Origin of the sequence: Thioclava sp. DLFJ5-1 (genome assembly GCF_002020115.1) — a bacterium.
In the GTDB taxonomy this organism is placed as follows: domain Bacteria; phylum Pseudomonadota; class Alphaproteobacteria; order Rhodobacterales; family Rhodobacteraceae; genus Thioclava; species Thioclava sediminum.
Genome location: NZ_MPZU01000005.1, coordinates 417,033 through 427,899 on the forward strand (window position 1 = coordinate 417,033; position 10,867 = coordinate 427,899).

At 61.5% G+C, this 10,867-nt stretch carries 21 protein-coding genes; 3 read left to right on the forward strand and 18 right to left on the reverse strand.

Going from position 1 to position 10,867, the window contains the following annotated elements; translation table 11 throughout:
* Window positions 1-4: 4 nt before the first annotated feature.
* The 8 genes from rplF to rpmC all read right to left on the reverse strand — a co-directional run bounded on the left by rplF (window position 5) and on the right by rpmC (window position 3,036).
* Window positions 5-538, reverse strand: a complete 534-nt coding sequence (rplF, locus tag BMI86_RS16945; RefSeq protein WP_078521275.1) for a 50S ribosomal protein L6 — start codon at window positions 536-538, stop codon at window positions 5-7.
* A 10-nt stretch (window positions 539-548) separates the two neighbouring features.
* Window positions 549-947, reverse strand: a complete 399-nt coding sequence (gene rpsH, locus BMI86_RS16950; RefSeq protein ID WP_152845393.1) for a 30S ribosomal protein S8 — start codon at window positions 945-947, stop codon at window positions 549-551.
* Window positions 948-957: 10 nt separating this feature from the next.
* Entirely contained in the window at window positions 958-1,263 is a 306-nt protein-coding gene (gene rpsN / locus BMI86_RS16955) for a 30S ribosomal protein S14 (RefSeq protein WP_075773854.1), read from the reverse strand.
* Window positions 1,264-1,282: 19 nt separating this feature from the next.
* Window positions 1,283-1,840 carry a 50S ribosomal protein L5 gene (gene rplE / locus BMI86_RS16960; RefSeq protein ID WP_078521278.1) on the reverse strand — a complete coding sequence of 186 codons (558 nt, stop codon included), beginning with the start codon at window positions 1,838-1,840 and terminating at the stop codon, window positions 1,283-1,285.
* On the reverse strand, window positions 1,840-2,145 hold the full coding sequence (rplX, locus tag BMI86_RS16965) for a 50S ribosomal protein L24 (RefSeq protein ID WP_078521279.1): 306 nt from the start codon (window positions 2,143-2,145) through the stop codon (window positions 1,840-1,842). Before rplX ends, rplE begins: the two co-directional genes overlap by 1 nt.
* Window positions 2,145-2,513 (reverse strand): 50S ribosomal protein L14, encoded by a 369-nt coding sequence (gene rplN, locus BMI86_RS16970; RefSeq protein WP_075773851.1) that lies wholly within the window; start codon window positions 2,511-2,513, stop codon window positions 2,145-2,147. The genes rplX and rplN overlap by 1 nt, the downstream gene beginning before the upstream one ends.
* A 76-nt stretch (window positions 2,514-2,589) precedes the next feature.
* Complete coding sequence (rpsQ, locus tag BMI86_RS16975; RefSeq protein ID WP_078521280.1) at window positions 2,590-2,823, reverse strand: 30S ribosomal protein S17; 234 nt, start codon at window positions 2,821-2,823, stop codon at window positions 2,590-2,592.
* Window positions 2,824-2,835: 12 nt separating this feature from the next.
* Window positions 2,836-3,036 carry a 50S ribosomal protein L29 gene (gene rpmC, locus BMI86_RS16980; protein ID WP_075773849.1) on the reverse strand — a complete coding sequence of 67 codons (201 nt, stop codon included), beginning with the start codon at window positions 3,034-3,036 and terminating at the stop codon, window positions 2,836-2,838.
* A gap of 188 nt (window positions 3,037-3,224) precedes the next feature.
* On the opposite strand from rpmC, the gene BMI86_RS16985 reads away from it, so the two are divergent.
* Both BMI86_RS16985 and BMI86_RS16990 read left to right on the forward strand, forming a co-directional pair.
* Window positions 3,225-3,860 carry a 2OG-Fe(II) oxygenase family protein gene (locus BMI86_RS16985; protein WP_078521283.1) on the forward strand — a complete coding sequence of 212 codons (636 nt, stop codon included), beginning with the start codon at window positions 3,225-3,227 and terminating at the stop codon, window positions 3,858-3,860.
* Between the two features lie 82 nt (window positions 3,861-3,942).
* Window positions 3,943-4,476 (forward strand): flavodoxin domain-containing protein, encoded by a 534-nt coding sequence (locus BMI86_RS16990; RefSeq protein WP_078542380.1) that lies wholly within the window; start codon window positions 3,943-3,945, stop codon window positions 4,474-4,476.
* 74 nt (window positions 4,477-4,550) lie between these two features.
* Here the strand turns inward: BMI86_RS16990 and rplP are convergent, their stop codons facing one another.
* The 5 genes from rplP to rplB are packed head-to-tail and all read right to left on the reverse strand — an operon-like array spanning window position 4,551 to window position 7,193.
* Complete coding sequence (rplP, locus tag BMI86_RS16995) at window positions 4,551-4,964, reverse strand: 50S ribosomal protein L16 (RefSeq protein WP_078542381.1); 414 nt, start codon at window positions 4,962-4,964, stop codon at window positions 4,551-4,553.
* 14 nt (window positions 4,965-4,978) lie between these two features.
* Window positions 4,979-5,686 (reverse strand): 30S ribosomal protein S3, encoded by a 708-nt coding sequence (rpsC, locus tag BMI86_RS17000; protein WP_078521288.1) that lies wholly within the window; start codon window positions 5,684-5,686, stop codon window positions 4,979-4,981.
* Window positions 5,686-6,066, reverse strand: coding sequence for a 50S ribosomal protein L22 (rplV, locus tag BMI86_RS17005; RefSeq protein WP_078521290.1), 381 nt, complete (start codon window positions 6,064-6,066; stop codon window positions 5,686-5,688). The genes rpsC and rplV overlap by 1 nt, the downstream gene beginning before the upstream one ends.
* A gap of 5 nt (window positions 6,067-6,071) precedes the next feature.
* The gene (gene rpsS / locus BMI86_RS17010; protein ID WP_078521291.1) at window positions 6,072-6,350 is read right to left on the reverse strand and encodes a 30S ribosomal protein S19; all 279 of its coding nucleotides are present in this window, start codon (window positions 6,348-6,350) and stop codon (window positions 6,072-6,074) included.
* 3 nt (window positions 6,351-6,353) lie between these two features.
* On the reverse strand, window positions 6,354-7,193 hold the full coding sequence (rplB, locus tag BMI86_RS17015) for a 50S ribosomal protein L2 (protein WP_078521293.1): 840 nt from the start codon (window positions 7,191-7,193) through the stop codon (window positions 6,354-6,356).
* A 255-nt stretch (window positions 7,194-7,448) separates the two neighbouring features.
* Between rplB and BMI86_RS17020 the strand changes: the two genes are divergently transcribed.
* Entirely contained in the window at window positions 7,449-7,754 is a 306-nt protein-coding gene (locus BMI86_RS17020; RefSeq protein ID WP_078542382.1) for an SH3 domain-containing protein, read from the forward strand.
* 111 nt (window positions 7,755-7,865) lie between these two features.
* Here BMI86_RS17020 and BMI86_RS17025 read toward each other — a convergent pair whose 3' ends face one another.
* The 5 genes from BMI86_RS17025 to BMI86_RS17045 form a co-directional block, all read right to left on the reverse strand.
* A complete protein-coding gene (locus BMI86_RS17025; protein ID WP_078521296.1) occupies window positions 7,866-8,162 on the reverse strand; it encodes a 50S ribosomal protein L23 in 297 nt (98 codons plus the stop codon).
* On the reverse strand, window positions 8,159-8,779 hold the full coding sequence (gene rplD / locus BMI86_RS17030) for a 50S ribosomal protein L4 (RefSeq protein WP_075773839.1): 621 nt from the start codon (window positions 8,777-8,779) through the stop codon (window positions 8,159-8,161). Before rplD ends, BMI86_RS17025 begins: the two co-directional genes overlap by 4 nt.
* Window positions 8,776-9,642, reverse strand: coding sequence for a 50S ribosomal protein L3 (gene rplC / locus BMI86_RS17035; protein WP_078542383.1), 867 nt, complete (start codon window positions 9,640-9,642; stop codon window positions 8,776-8,778). Before rplC ends, rplD begins: the two co-directional genes overlap by 4 nt.
* 10 nt (window positions 9,643-9,652) lie before the next feature.
* The gene (gene rpsJ, locus BMI86_RS17040; protein ID WP_036639457.1) at window positions 9,653-9,961 is read right to left on the reverse strand and encodes a 30S ribosomal protein S10; all 309 of its coding nucleotides are present in this window, start codon (window positions 9,959-9,961) and stop codon (window positions 9,653-9,655) included.
* Window positions 9,962-10,174: 213 nt separating this feature from the next.
* Window positions 10,175-10,867, reverse strand: a 693-nt coding sequence (locus tag BMI86_RS17045; protein WP_246831751.1) for an EF-Tu/IF-2/RF-3 family GTPase, incomplete at its 5' end; no start/stop codon positions are given.

Sequence of the window (10,867 nt, forward strand, 5' to 3'; positions counted from 1 at the left end):
TTCCTTACTTCTTCTTACCTTCTTTGCGGAAGATATACTCACCCTTGTAGCGGATGCCCTTGCCCTTATAGGGCTCGGGAGCACGCCATTCGCGGATATTTGCCGCGACCTGGCCCACCTGCTGCTGGTCAGAACCTTCCACAACGATCTCGGTCTGCTTCGGAGCGGTGACAGTCACGCCCTCCGGAACCTCGAAGTTGACTTCGTGCGAATAACCGAGCGACAGCTTCAGGACGTTGCCCTGCATCTGCGCACGATAACCAACACCCTGGATCTCCAGCTCCTTCTTGAAGCCTTCGGTCACGCCCTGGACGAGGTTCGCGACCTGCGAGCGGGTCATACCCCACTGCTGGCGCGCGCGCTTCGACTGGCCACGCGGGGTGACGGTGACGGCGTTGTCCTCGACAGCGAGGGTCACGTCGTCGGTCGCGGTGAAGGTACGGGTGCCTTTCGGCCCCTTCACTTCGATGGTCTGGCCCGACAGCTGCGCAGAAACGCCGCTGGGAAGCTCGACCGGTTTCTTACCAATACGAGACATTGAGCCCTCCTTAGAACACGGTGCAGAGCACTTCGCCGCCAACATTGGCGGATCGTGCGTTTGCATCCGACATCACGCCCTTCGAGGTCGAGACGATCGAGACGCCGAGGCCCTGACGGACCGACGGAACGTCTTTCGCGGCCATGTACACGCGGCGACCGGGGGTCGAGACGCGCTGCAGCTCGCGGATGACCGGGGTGCCCTCGTAGTACTTGAGGCTGATTTCCAGCTCCGGATGGCCGGCAGCAGACGTCGCCTGCTCGTAACCACGGATGTAGCCTTCGTCAGCCAGCACGTCGAGAACCCAAGCGCGAAGCTTGGAGGCCGGGGTGCGGACGGTGGATTTGCCACGCAGTTGTGCGTTGCGGATGCGGGTCAGCATATCGCCGAGAGGATCGTTCACAGACATGTCGCCCTCCTTACCAGCTCGACTTCACCATGCCGGGGATCTGACCGTAGGAGGCCAGGTCACGCAGCATGATCCGCGAGAGTTTGAGCTTACGGTAGTAAGCGTGGGGACGACCCGTGAGCTGGCAACGATTGTGCAGCCGGACCGCCGACGAGTTGCGCGGGAGTTCCGCGAGTTTCAGCGACGCCTTGAAGCGCTCTTCCATCGGGCGCTCCTGGTCGTTGATGATTTCCTTGAGCGCGGCCCGCTTGTCAGCGTACTTGTTCACAAGACGCTGGCGCTTCGCTTCGCGCGCAACCATGGATTTCTTAGCCATAAGTTTCGTTCCTCCGCGATCAGGCGTTGAAGGGCATGTTGAAATGCTTCAACAGCGCCTTCGCTTCGGCATCCACGTCAGACGTGGTCACCATGATGATGTCCATACCCAGAACCTCATCGACCTTATCGAAGTCGATCTCGGGGAACACGATGTGCTCCTTGAGGCCCATTGCGAAGTTGCCACGACCGTCGAAGGACGGCTTCACACCGCGGAAGTCGCGAACGCGCGGCATAGCAACGTTGATCAGGCGATCGAGGAATTCGTACATCCGGTCACCGCGCAGGGTCACTTTCGCACCCAGCGGCATCTCTTCCCGGACGCGGAAGCCAGCGATCGACTTCTTCGCCTTGGTCATCACGGCCTTCTGACCAGCGATGAGCGAGAGCTCTTCGGCGGCCTGCTTGACCTTCTTGGTGTCTTTCACGGCTTCGCCGACGCCCATGTTCAGCACGATCTTGTCGAGCTTCGGGATCATCATGTCGTTCTTGTAGCCGAACTCTTCTTTCAGCGCCGCCTTGATGGTGTCGCGGTAAAGAGCGCGAAGACGCGGAGTGTAGGTAGCTTGATCGAGCATCAGATCGCATCCCCCGTGGTCTTGGCGAAACGCACCTTCTTGCCGTCTTCCTCGCGGAAGCCGACGCGGGTGGCTTTGCCGTTTGCGTCCATCAGAGCCAGGTTCGACAGGTCGATCGGCATAGCCTTGGGCTGGCGACCGCCCTGGTTGGACTGGGTCTGACGCTGGTGGCGGATCGCAACGTTCACGCCGTCGACGACAGCTTTGCCGGCTTTCGGGTCAACAGAGGTGATCTCACCCTGCTTGCCCTTGTCCTTGCCAGCGAGAACGACGACCTTGTCGCCTTTGCGGAGCTTAGCAGCCATTACAGCACCTCCGGAGCAAGCGAGATGATCTTCATGAAGTTCTTCGCACGCAGCTCACGCACGACCGGCCCGAAGATACGGGTGCCGACCGGCTCGCCCGCGTTGTTCAGGATGACGGCGGCGTTGCGGTCGAAACGGATGGCGGTGCCATCGTCGCGACGAACTTCTTTGGCGGTGCGCACGACGACGGCCTTGCGGACGTCACCTTTCTTCACGCGGCCGCGCGGGATCGCTTCCTTGACCGACACCACAATGATGTCGCCCACGGATGCGTAACGGCGGTGCGAGCCGCCGAGGACCTTGATGCACTGAACCCGGCGAGCGCCGGAGTTGTCAGCAACATCCAGATTGGTCTGCATCTGGATCATGGGGTTACTCCCGACCTTTGGGGACGCCTATGCAGTAAGGGCCCCAGGGTTTCGAATACTGACGGATGGCCCCGGCTTACGCCGAAACCACGACCCGCCAGCGCTTGGTCTTCGAGACGGGTGCGCACTCTTCGATGCGAACAATGTCACCGGTCTTGAACTGGTTTTCCGCGTCATGGGCGCGGTATTTCTTGGACTTCCGGATCGTCTTCTTGAGAACCGGATGCGTGAAGCGGCGCTCGACCGAAACGGTTACGGTCTGGTCGTTTTTGTCCGACGTCACGGTACCTTGCAGGATGCGTTTGGGCATAGGAAGCTCTCCTTACTTCGCGGCTTCAGCGGCTTTTTGGTTCAGCACGGTTTTGATACGTGCAACGTCCCGACGAACGGTGCGCATGCGCGCGGTGTTCTCGAGTTGGTTCGTGGCCTGCTGAAAGCGGAGGTTGAAGGCTTCTTTCTTCAGCGAGACGAGCTGATCACGCAGCTCATCAGGCGTCTTCGCCTTGAGTTCTTGGGCGTTCATCCCGGGTCCTTTCTTGGCATCAGAGGGCCCCTCGCGGGTGACCCTGCTTTCTGATGGGTTATGTCGGTCCTGATTTCAGGAACTTGGGGCCAATATCAGAGCGAATCGAATATGGCAAGGATTGTTTGGCCTTCGGCCCGCTTTGGCGTAACAGGGGGATAAATCCACGCCCAGTTGCGAGAGCCCTAATGTCCGAGCCCAAGACCCAGATCGAGTCCCTCTTCGTCACCCGCCTCTACCGCTCTGCCCTATCCGAATTCGGCCCGAAGGTCGATACCGGCGAGCTGGAGGCGTCGTGCTACGCCATCGCCGAAGACGACGAGGCCGGGCAGGACTGGTGCGAGGAGAACGGCTATCCGGGCTACACGTCCTACGCCTCGCTCACTGACCTGCCCTGGCGCTTCCCGATCTTCGCGGACATGGTGAAGGCCCTCGACAAGCACGTCGCGGCCTTCGCCGAGGATCTGCAATTCGATCTGGGCGAGGGCAAGCTGGTGCTCGAAGACCTCTGGATCAACATCCTGCCCGAAGGCGGCACCCACAGCTCGCACCTGCACCCCCATTCGGTGATCTCCGGCACGACCTATGTCGCGATGCCCGACGGTGCCTCTGCGCTGAAGCTGGAAGACCCGCGCAGCGCCCGGATGATGGCAGCCCCAACCCGCCTCAAGACCGCCCGGCGCGAGCTGCAGCCCTTCATCTACATCGCCCCCGAGCCCGGCGAGGTGCTGCTCTGGGAAAGCTGGCTGCGCCACGAGGTGCCGATGAACATGGCTGAGGACGAGCGCATCTCGGTCAGCTTCAATTACAAATGGGTGGATTGAGACCGGCGCTTTGATCGCAATCATAGCCAAACTGGGTCTCACCTGATTTCCTTGCTGCGCAACCAGATAACGGGAGCGCAGCATGAAAACACTCGTCGCCTATGCCTCCAGCGAGGGGCAAACCCGCAAGATCGCGCGGCACGTCGCGGATCGGATTTCCGAATTGGGCCACTCCGCCGAATTGATTTCCACTAAGGAAGCCGAGGGGATGAACCTCGACCGGTTCGACCGGATCATCCTCGCGGCCTCGATCCATGTCGGACATTATCAGGGTCGCTTCGCCGATTTCGTCGCAGAGCAACGCGACATCATCCGGAACCGCCCGAGCCTCTTTCTCTCCGTGTCCCTGGCCGCCGCGGGCCACGACGCGGAGGATTGGCGCGCACTCGACAAGATCCTCAAGGACTTCGAAGAGGCGACCGGCTGGACGCCGGATCTGACCGAGCAGATCGCGGGCGCCTACCTGCCGTCGAAATACGATATCTTCCGCCGGTTCGTGATGCGCCGGATCGTGGCGAAGAAGGACCCCGATGCCGATCTCGACGCCGATATCGAATATACCGACTGGGAAGCACTCGATGCGCTGATCGACGGCTGGATTTCCGACGGCGCCTGATCATACCGCCAACAACGCAAAAGCCCCGCCATCTCTGGCGGGGCTTTCGTTTGTCTTCAGCAGTCAGACCGAGATTACCAGTCCTGACGCTCGACGATACGGCAGGCGACCGGAAGCTTGGCCGCGCCGAGGCGCAGAGCCTCGCGAGCGGTCTCTTCGTTGACGCCGTCGATCTCGAACATCACGCGGCCGGGCTTGACCTTGGCGGCCCAACGGTCGACCGAACCCTTACCTTTACCCATACGGACTTCGGTGGGTTTCGCGGTGATCGGGGTATCCGGGAAGATCCGGATCCAGACACGGCCCTGACGCTTCATGTGGCGGGTGATCGCACGACGCGCAGCTTCGATCTGACGGGCGGTGACGCGCTCGGGCGCCTCTGCCTTGAGGCCGAAGTGACCGAAGTTCAGGTCGAAACCACCTTTGGCTTCACCGTGAATCCGGCCTTTGTGCATCTTGCGGAACTTCGTCCGTTTCGGTTGCAGCATAACTATCTACTCCCTCAGCGATCGCGACGCGGGCCGCGCGGTGCCGGGCCCTCTTGGGCTTCAGCGTGCTTGCGGTCACGAGCTTGCGGATCATGTTCCATGATCTCGCCTTTGAAGATCCAGACCTTCACGCCGATGATCCCGTAGGGGGTCGACGCTTCGGACAGCGCATAGTCGATGTCGGCACGCAGGGTGTGCAGCGGCACGCGACCTTCGCGATACCACTCGGTACGTGCGATCTCGGCGCCGCCCAGACGGCCAGCGACGTTCACACGGATACCAAGACCACCCATGCGCATCGCGTTCTGCACCGAGCGCTTCATGGCGCGACGGAACGAGACACGACGCTCGAGCTGCTGTGCGATCGACTCGGCGACGAGCTGCGCATCGAGTTCCGGCTTGCGGACTTCGACGATGTTCAGGTGCAGCTCGCTGTCGGTGAAGTTCGCCAGCTTCTTGCGGAGCGCTTCGATGTCAGCGCCCTTCTTGCCGATGATGACGCCCGGACGTGCAGCGTGAATGGTCACACGGCACTTCTTGTGCGGACGCTCGATGATGACGCGGCTGATGCCGGCCTGCTTGGCTTCCTCGTGGATGAACTCGCGGATCTTGATGTCCTCGAGCAGCAGGTCGCCATAGTCTTTGCTGTCGGCGTACCAGCGGCTATCCCAGGTGCGGTTGACCTGGAGGCGCATGCCGATCGGATTAACCTTCTGACCCATTACGCTTGCTCCTCAACCTGACGCACCTTGATGGTGATTTCCGAGAACGGCTTCATGATCTTGCCGAAGCGACCACGTGCCCGCGGACGGCCACGCTTCATCACCAGGTTCTTGCCAACCCAGGCTTCCGCCACGACGAGCTCGTCCACGTCCAGGCCGTGGTTGTTCTCAGCGTTGGCGATTGCCGACTGAAGGCACTTCTTCACGTCGAGCGCGATGCGCTTCTTCGAGAAGGTCAGGTCCGAAAGGGCCTTGTCGACCTTCTTGCCACGGATCATCGCGGCGACGAGGTTCAGTTTCTGCGGCGAGGTGCGAAGCATGCGGGTCTTCGCCATCGCTTCGTTCTCCGCCACGCGGCGCGGATTCTTTTCCTTACCCATGACGATTACTTCCTCTTGGCTTTTTTGTCGGCCGCATGCCCGTAATAGGTGCGGGTCGGCGAATATTCACCGAACTTCTGACCGATCATTTCCTCGGTGACGTTCACCGGGATGTGCTTGTGGCCGTTGTAGACCCCAAAGGTCAGACCAACGAATTGCGGCAGGATGGTGGAGCGACGCGACCAGATCTTGATGACGTCGCCTTTGCCCGACTCGCGAGCCTTCTCTGCTTTTTTCAGCAGGTAGGCATCAACGAAGGGGCCTTTCCAAACAGAACGAGACATATGTTAGCGACCCTTCTTCTTCGCGTGACGCGAACGCAGGATATACTGGTCCGTCTTCTTGTTGACGCGCGTGCGCTTGCCCTTGGTGGGCTTGCCCCACGGCGTAACCGGATGACGGCCACCCGAGGTACGACCTTCACCACCACCGTGCGGGTGGTCGATCGGGTTCATCGCGACACCGCGGACGGTCGGACGGACGCCCATGTGGCGCTTACGACCGGCTTTACCGAGGTTCTGGTTCGAGTGGTCGGCGTTCGACACGGCACCGATGGTCGCCATGCATTCCTGACGCACGAGGCGCAGTTCGCCCGACGAAAGACGCAGCTGAGCGTAGCCACCGTCACGGCCGACGAACTGGGCGTAGGTGCCCGCGGCGCGTGCGATCTGGCCACCCTTGCCGGGCTTCAGTTCGACGTTGTGGACGATGGTACCGATCGGCATGCCCGAGAACGGCATCGCGTTGCCCGGCTTGACGTCGTGACGCGAGCCCGAAACGACCTTGTCACCGACAGCGAGACGCTGGGGTGCAAGGATGTAGGCCTGCTCACCATCTTCATAGTTGATCAGCGCGATGAAGGCGGTCCGGTTCGGATCGTATTCGATCCGCTCGACGGTGCCTTGAACATCGAACTTGCGACGCTTGAAATCGACGATGCGATAGAGACGCTTCGCGCCACCACCCTTGTGCCACATCGTGATCCGCCCGGTGTTGTTCCGGCCACCCGACTTGGTCAAACCCTGCGTGAGGGCTTTGACCGGACGGCCTTTCCAAAGCTCCGAACGGTCGATCAGAACCAGCCCACGCTGGCCCGGCGTCGTCGGCTTATACGACTTGAGTGCCATGCTTTCTGTCTTCCGTTGGTTTGCGGCGAGTTGCCCCGCCTGTCTGTGTGTATAGGGCCCCGAAGGTCCCCGAATTCAAAAATCACGGGCCCCGGAACGAATCCGAGGCCGCGAGACTGGCGCGATGTAGCAGGGATGCGGGGGTGAGTCTATAGGCTTGGCCTGTTTTTGCGCGCGATGGTCCAAGCAACTGGCGCTTCGCGGTCCGGACATGCAAAATGGCCTCCGAGGCAGAAGACATAACAGGAGCAACCAATGCGTCCAACCCGAGCAATCCTCCTCGCAGCCCCGCTCTGCGCGGCAGCGACCCTCGCCACCCCCACCCTCGCCGACGCGTGGCGCGGCACCTATGAGGTCGCCGGGGTGAAGGGGCAAGACATGCTGAAACTGCGCGCGGGCCCCGGCACCGGCTACAAGGTGATCCTGGGCCTTCCCAACGGCGCGATCGTCCATGTGCGCAGCTGCGAGCGCAGCGGCAACACCCGCTGGTGCAACGTCTCGCTCGACGCCGCCCGCAACCTGCGCGGCTATGTCTCGGAAAGCTACCTGCGGGAGAAGTGACGCGCAGCGCCTGGGCGCGCCATGAGAGGTAAGCGCCCCCTCCCCCAACACCGCAAACGAAAAGGCCCCCGCGGATCGCGAGGGCCTTTCCAATGTCTCCGTCCTACCGGATTACAGGCCGGTGGTGACGTCGATCGTGTTGCCTTCTTCCAGCGTCACGTAGGCTTTCTTGAAGTCCGAGCGACGGCCGGGGGTGCCCCGGAAGCGCTTGGTCTTGCCTTTGGTGATGGTGGTGTTGACCGCCTTCACCTTGACGCCGAAGAGAGTCTCAACAGCTTCTTTGATCTGCGGCTTCGAAGCGTCTTTCGCCACTTCGAAAACAACAGCGCCGTTCTCCGAGGCCATGGTGGCTTTCTCGGTGATGATCGGCTTGACGATCACGTCGTAATGTTCGGGTTTCGCGCTCATTTCAGACGAGCCTCCAGAGCTTCGACACCCGCCTTCGTGAGCACGAGCGTGTCACGCTTGAGGATGTCATACACGTTGGCGCCCATCGAAGGCAGCACATCGATGCCGTCGATGTTGCGCGCGGCTTGGGCGAAGTTCTCGTTCACCTCGGCCCCGTCGATCACCAGCACCTTCTTCCAGCCCAGCTCCTTGGCGGCTTTCGCCAGCAGCTTGGTCTTGGCTTCGGCGAGCTGCGCGTCCTCAAGGACGATCAGTTTGCCAGCAGCGGCTTTCGACGACAGCGCGTGCTTCAGACCCAGAGCCCGGAACTTCTTGGGCAGGTCGTGAGCGTGGCTGCGCGGGGTCGGGCCCTTGTAGACACCACCCTTGCGGAAGATCGGCGCCTTCCGGGAGCCGTGACGTGCGCCACCGGTGCCCTTCTGACGATAGATCTTCTTGGTCGAGTAGCTGACCTCCGAGCGGGTGAGAACCGAGTGGGTGCCCTGCTGAGCCTTCGCGCGCTGCCAGCGCACGACGCGATGCAGGATGTCCGCACGCGGCTCGAGCCCGAAGATCTCGTCGGCGAGGTCGATCGAACCGGCTTTGCCGGCGTCGAGCTTGATCACATCGAGTTTCATTGCTTGTCTCCTTCGGGCGCTTCGCCGCCGTCTTCGCCTTTGTCGGCTTCGATCGACTCTTCAGCTTCCTTCAGCGCAGCAGCTTCCTGAGCGGCCTGCTCCTCGGCGAGACGCTGAGCTTCGGCTTCAGCCTCGGCAGCAGCAGCGGCAGCGGCTTCTTCAGCAGCTTTCGCAGCGGCTTCGGCAGCCGACTTCAGCGCGGCGGGGTAGATGATGTTCTCGGAGAGCGGCTTCTTGACCGCATCCTTGACCGTCACCCAGCCACCTTTGGCGCCCGGCACCGAACCCTTGACCATGATCAGGCCACGGTCGGCATCGGTCTTGACGACCTGAAGGTTCTGGGTCGTGACGCGCACGGCACCGAGGTGACCTGCCATCTTCTTGCCCTTGAACACTTTGCCCGGGTCCTGACACTGACCGGTCGAACCGTGCGAGCGGTGCGAGATCGACACGCCGTGCGTGGCGCGCAGACCGCCGAAGTTGTGACGCTTCATAGCACCGGCGAAACCCTTACCGATCGAGGTGCCCGCGATATCCACGAACTGACCTTCGAAATAGTGGTTCGCGGTGATTTCCTCGCCCACTTCGATCAGGTTTTCTTCAGCGACGCGGAATTCCGCGACTTTGCGCTTCGGGGCGACATTGGCTTTCGCGAAGTGACCACGCAGAGCGGCGGTCGTACGCTTGGCCTTGGCTTCACCAGCGCCGAGCTGAACGGCCGTGTAGCCGTCGAGTTCGGAAGTGCGCTGAGCCACCACCTGAAGCTTGTCGAGTTGGAGAACGGTCACAGGAACCTGCTTGCCGTCCTCAAGGAAGAGCCGGGTCATGCCCAGCTTCTTGGCGATAACACCAGTCCGCAGCATAATGCCCTCCTTACACCTTGATCTCGACGTCGACGCCCGCTGCGAGGTCGAGCTTCATCAGCGCGTCCACGGTCTGGGGGGTCGGATCGACGATGTCGAGAAGACGCTTATGCGTCCGGATTTCCCACTGGTCGCGCGACTTCTTGTCGATGTGCGGACCACGCAGAACCGTGAATTTCTCGATCTTGTTCGGGAGCGGGATGGGCCCGCGAACCTGAGCACCCGTGCGCTTCGCGGTGTTCACGATTTCCTGGGTGCTGGCGTCCAGCACGCGGTAATCGAACGCCTTGAGCCGGATGCGGATATTTTGGCCGGTCATATGTCATGCCTCTTCGCATGGCGTGAAGGTTGAGAGGCAGACGGCACCGAATGTAGCGCCTGCATCGAACCTGAAAATCTTGGCAGATCAGGCGCGTCCTCTATGGCGTCACCCTGAGTCTGTCAAGAGCGAATGGCGCGCCTTTCGGCGCACCATTCAAATTCTTTCCAACTGTCGTTTTCGGGGCCCCGGAGAGGGCCCCGAAACCATCGATCACGCGATGATTTTCGACACGACGCCGGCGCCGACGGTGCGGCCACCTTCGCGGATTGCGAAGCGCAGACCGTCTTCCATCGCGATCGGAGCGATCAGTTCGACTTCGAACTTCAGGTTGTCGCCCGGCATCACCATCTCGGTGCCCTCGGGCAGCGTCACGGTGCCGGTCACGTCCGTCGTGCGGAAGTAGAACTGCGGACGGTAGTTCGCGAAGAACGGGGTGTGACGGCCACCTTCCTCTTTGGTGAGGATGTAGGCTTCAGCCTCGAACTTGGTGTGCGGCTTCACCGAACCCGGCTTGCACAGAACCTGACCACGCTCAACGCCGTCACGGTCCACACCGCGCAGCAGCGCGCCGATGTTGTCGCCAGCTTCACCACGGTCCAGCAGCTTGCGGAACATCTCGACGCCCGTGCAGGTCGTCTTCGAGGTGTCGCGGATACCCACGATTTCCAGTTCGTCGCCGACGTTGATCACGCCACGCTCGACGCGGCCGGTCACAACCGTACCACGGCCCGAGATCGAGAACACGTCTTCGATCGGCATCAGGAAGGGCTGGTCCACGGCGCGCTCCGGCGTCGGGATATAGCTGTCGACAGCTTCCATCAGCGCGCGGATCGAGTTCTCGCCGATTTCCGGATCACGGCCTTCCATCGCGGCCAGAGCCGAACCCTTGATGATCGGGATATC

Excerpts from the sequence above, each read along its gene's own strand:
- BMI86_RS17025 (WP_078521296.1), bottom strand. The coding sequence starts at position 8,162 with ATGAGCGCGAAACCCGAACATTACGACGTGATCGTCAAGCCGATCATC.
- rpsS (WP_078521291.1), bottom strand. The coding sequence starts at position 6,350 with ATGTCTCGTTCTGTTTGGAAAGGCCCCTTCGTTGATGCCTACCTGCTG.
- BMI86_RS17020 (WP_078542382.1), top strand. The coding sequence starts at position 7,449 with ATGCGTCCAACCCGAGCAATCCTCCTCGCAGCCCCGCTCTGCGCGGCA.
- rplV (WP_078521290.1), bottom strand. The coding sequence starts at position 6,066 with ATGGGTAAGGAAAAGAATCCGCGCCGCGTGGCGGAGAACGAAGCGATG.
- rplD (WP_075773839.1), bottom strand. The coding sequence starts at position 8,779 with ATGAAACTCGATGTGATCAAGCTCGACGCCGGCAAAGCCGGTTCGATC.
- BMI86_RS16990 (WP_078542380.1), top strand. The coding sequence starts at position 3,943 with ATGAAAACACTCGTCGCCTATGCCTCCAGCGAGGGGCAAACCCGCAAG.
- rplB (WP_078521293.1), bottom strand. The coding sequence starts at position 7,193 with ATGGCACTCAAGTCGTATAAGCCGACGACGCCGGGCCAGCGTGGGCTG.
- rplE (WP_078521278.1), bottom strand. The coding sequence starts at position 1,840 with ATGCTCGATCAAGCTACCTACACTCCGCGTCTTCGCGCTCTTTACCGC.
- rplX (WP_078521279.1), bottom strand. The coding sequence starts at position 2,145 with ATGGCTGCTAAGCTCCGCAAAGGCGACAAGGTCGTCGTTCTCGCTGGC.
- rpmC (WP_075773849.1), bottom strand. The coding sequence starts at position 3,036 with ATGAACGCCCAAGAACTCAAGGCGAAGACGCCTGATGAGCTGCGTGAT.
- rplC (WP_078542383.1), bottom strand. The coding sequence starts at position 9,642 with ATGCTGCGGACTGGTGTTATCGCCAAGAAGCTGGGCATGACCCGGCTC.
- BMI86_RS16985 (WP_078521283.1), top strand. The coding sequence starts at position 3,225 with ATGTCCGAGCCCAAGACCCAGATCGAGTCCCTCTTCGTCACCCGCCTC.
- rpsC (WP_078521288.1), bottom strand. The coding sequence starts at position 5,686 with ATGGGTCAGAAGGTTAATCCGATCGGCATGCGCCTCCAGGTCAACCGC.
- rpsH (WP_152845393.1), bottom strand. The coding sequence starts at position 947 with ATGTCTGTGAACGATCCTCTCGGCGATATGCTGACCCGCATCCGCAAC.
- rplP (WP_078542381.1), bottom strand. The coding sequence starts at position 4,964 with ATGCTGCAACCGAAACGGACGAAGTTCCGCAAGATGCACAAAGGCCGG.
- rpsN (WP_075773854.1), bottom strand. The coding sequence starts at position 1,263 with ATGGCTAAGAAATCCATGGTTGCGCGCGAAGCGAAGCGCCAGCGTCTT.
- rpsQ (WP_078521280.1), bottom strand. The coding sequence starts at position 2,823 with ATGCCCAAACGCATCCTGCAAGGTACCGTGACGTCGGACAAAAACGAC.
- rplN (WP_075773851.1), bottom strand. The coding sequence starts at position 2,513 with ATGATCCAGATGCAGACCAATCTGGATGTTGCTGACAACTCCGGCGCT.
- rplF (WP_078521275.1), bottom strand. The coding sequence starts at position 538 with ATGTCTCGTATTGGTAAGAAACCGGTCGAGCTTCCCAGCGGCGTTTCT.
- rpsJ (WP_036639457.1), bottom strand. The coding sequence starts at position 9,961 with ATGACCGGCCAAAATATCCGCATCCGGCTCAAGGCGTTCGATTACCGC.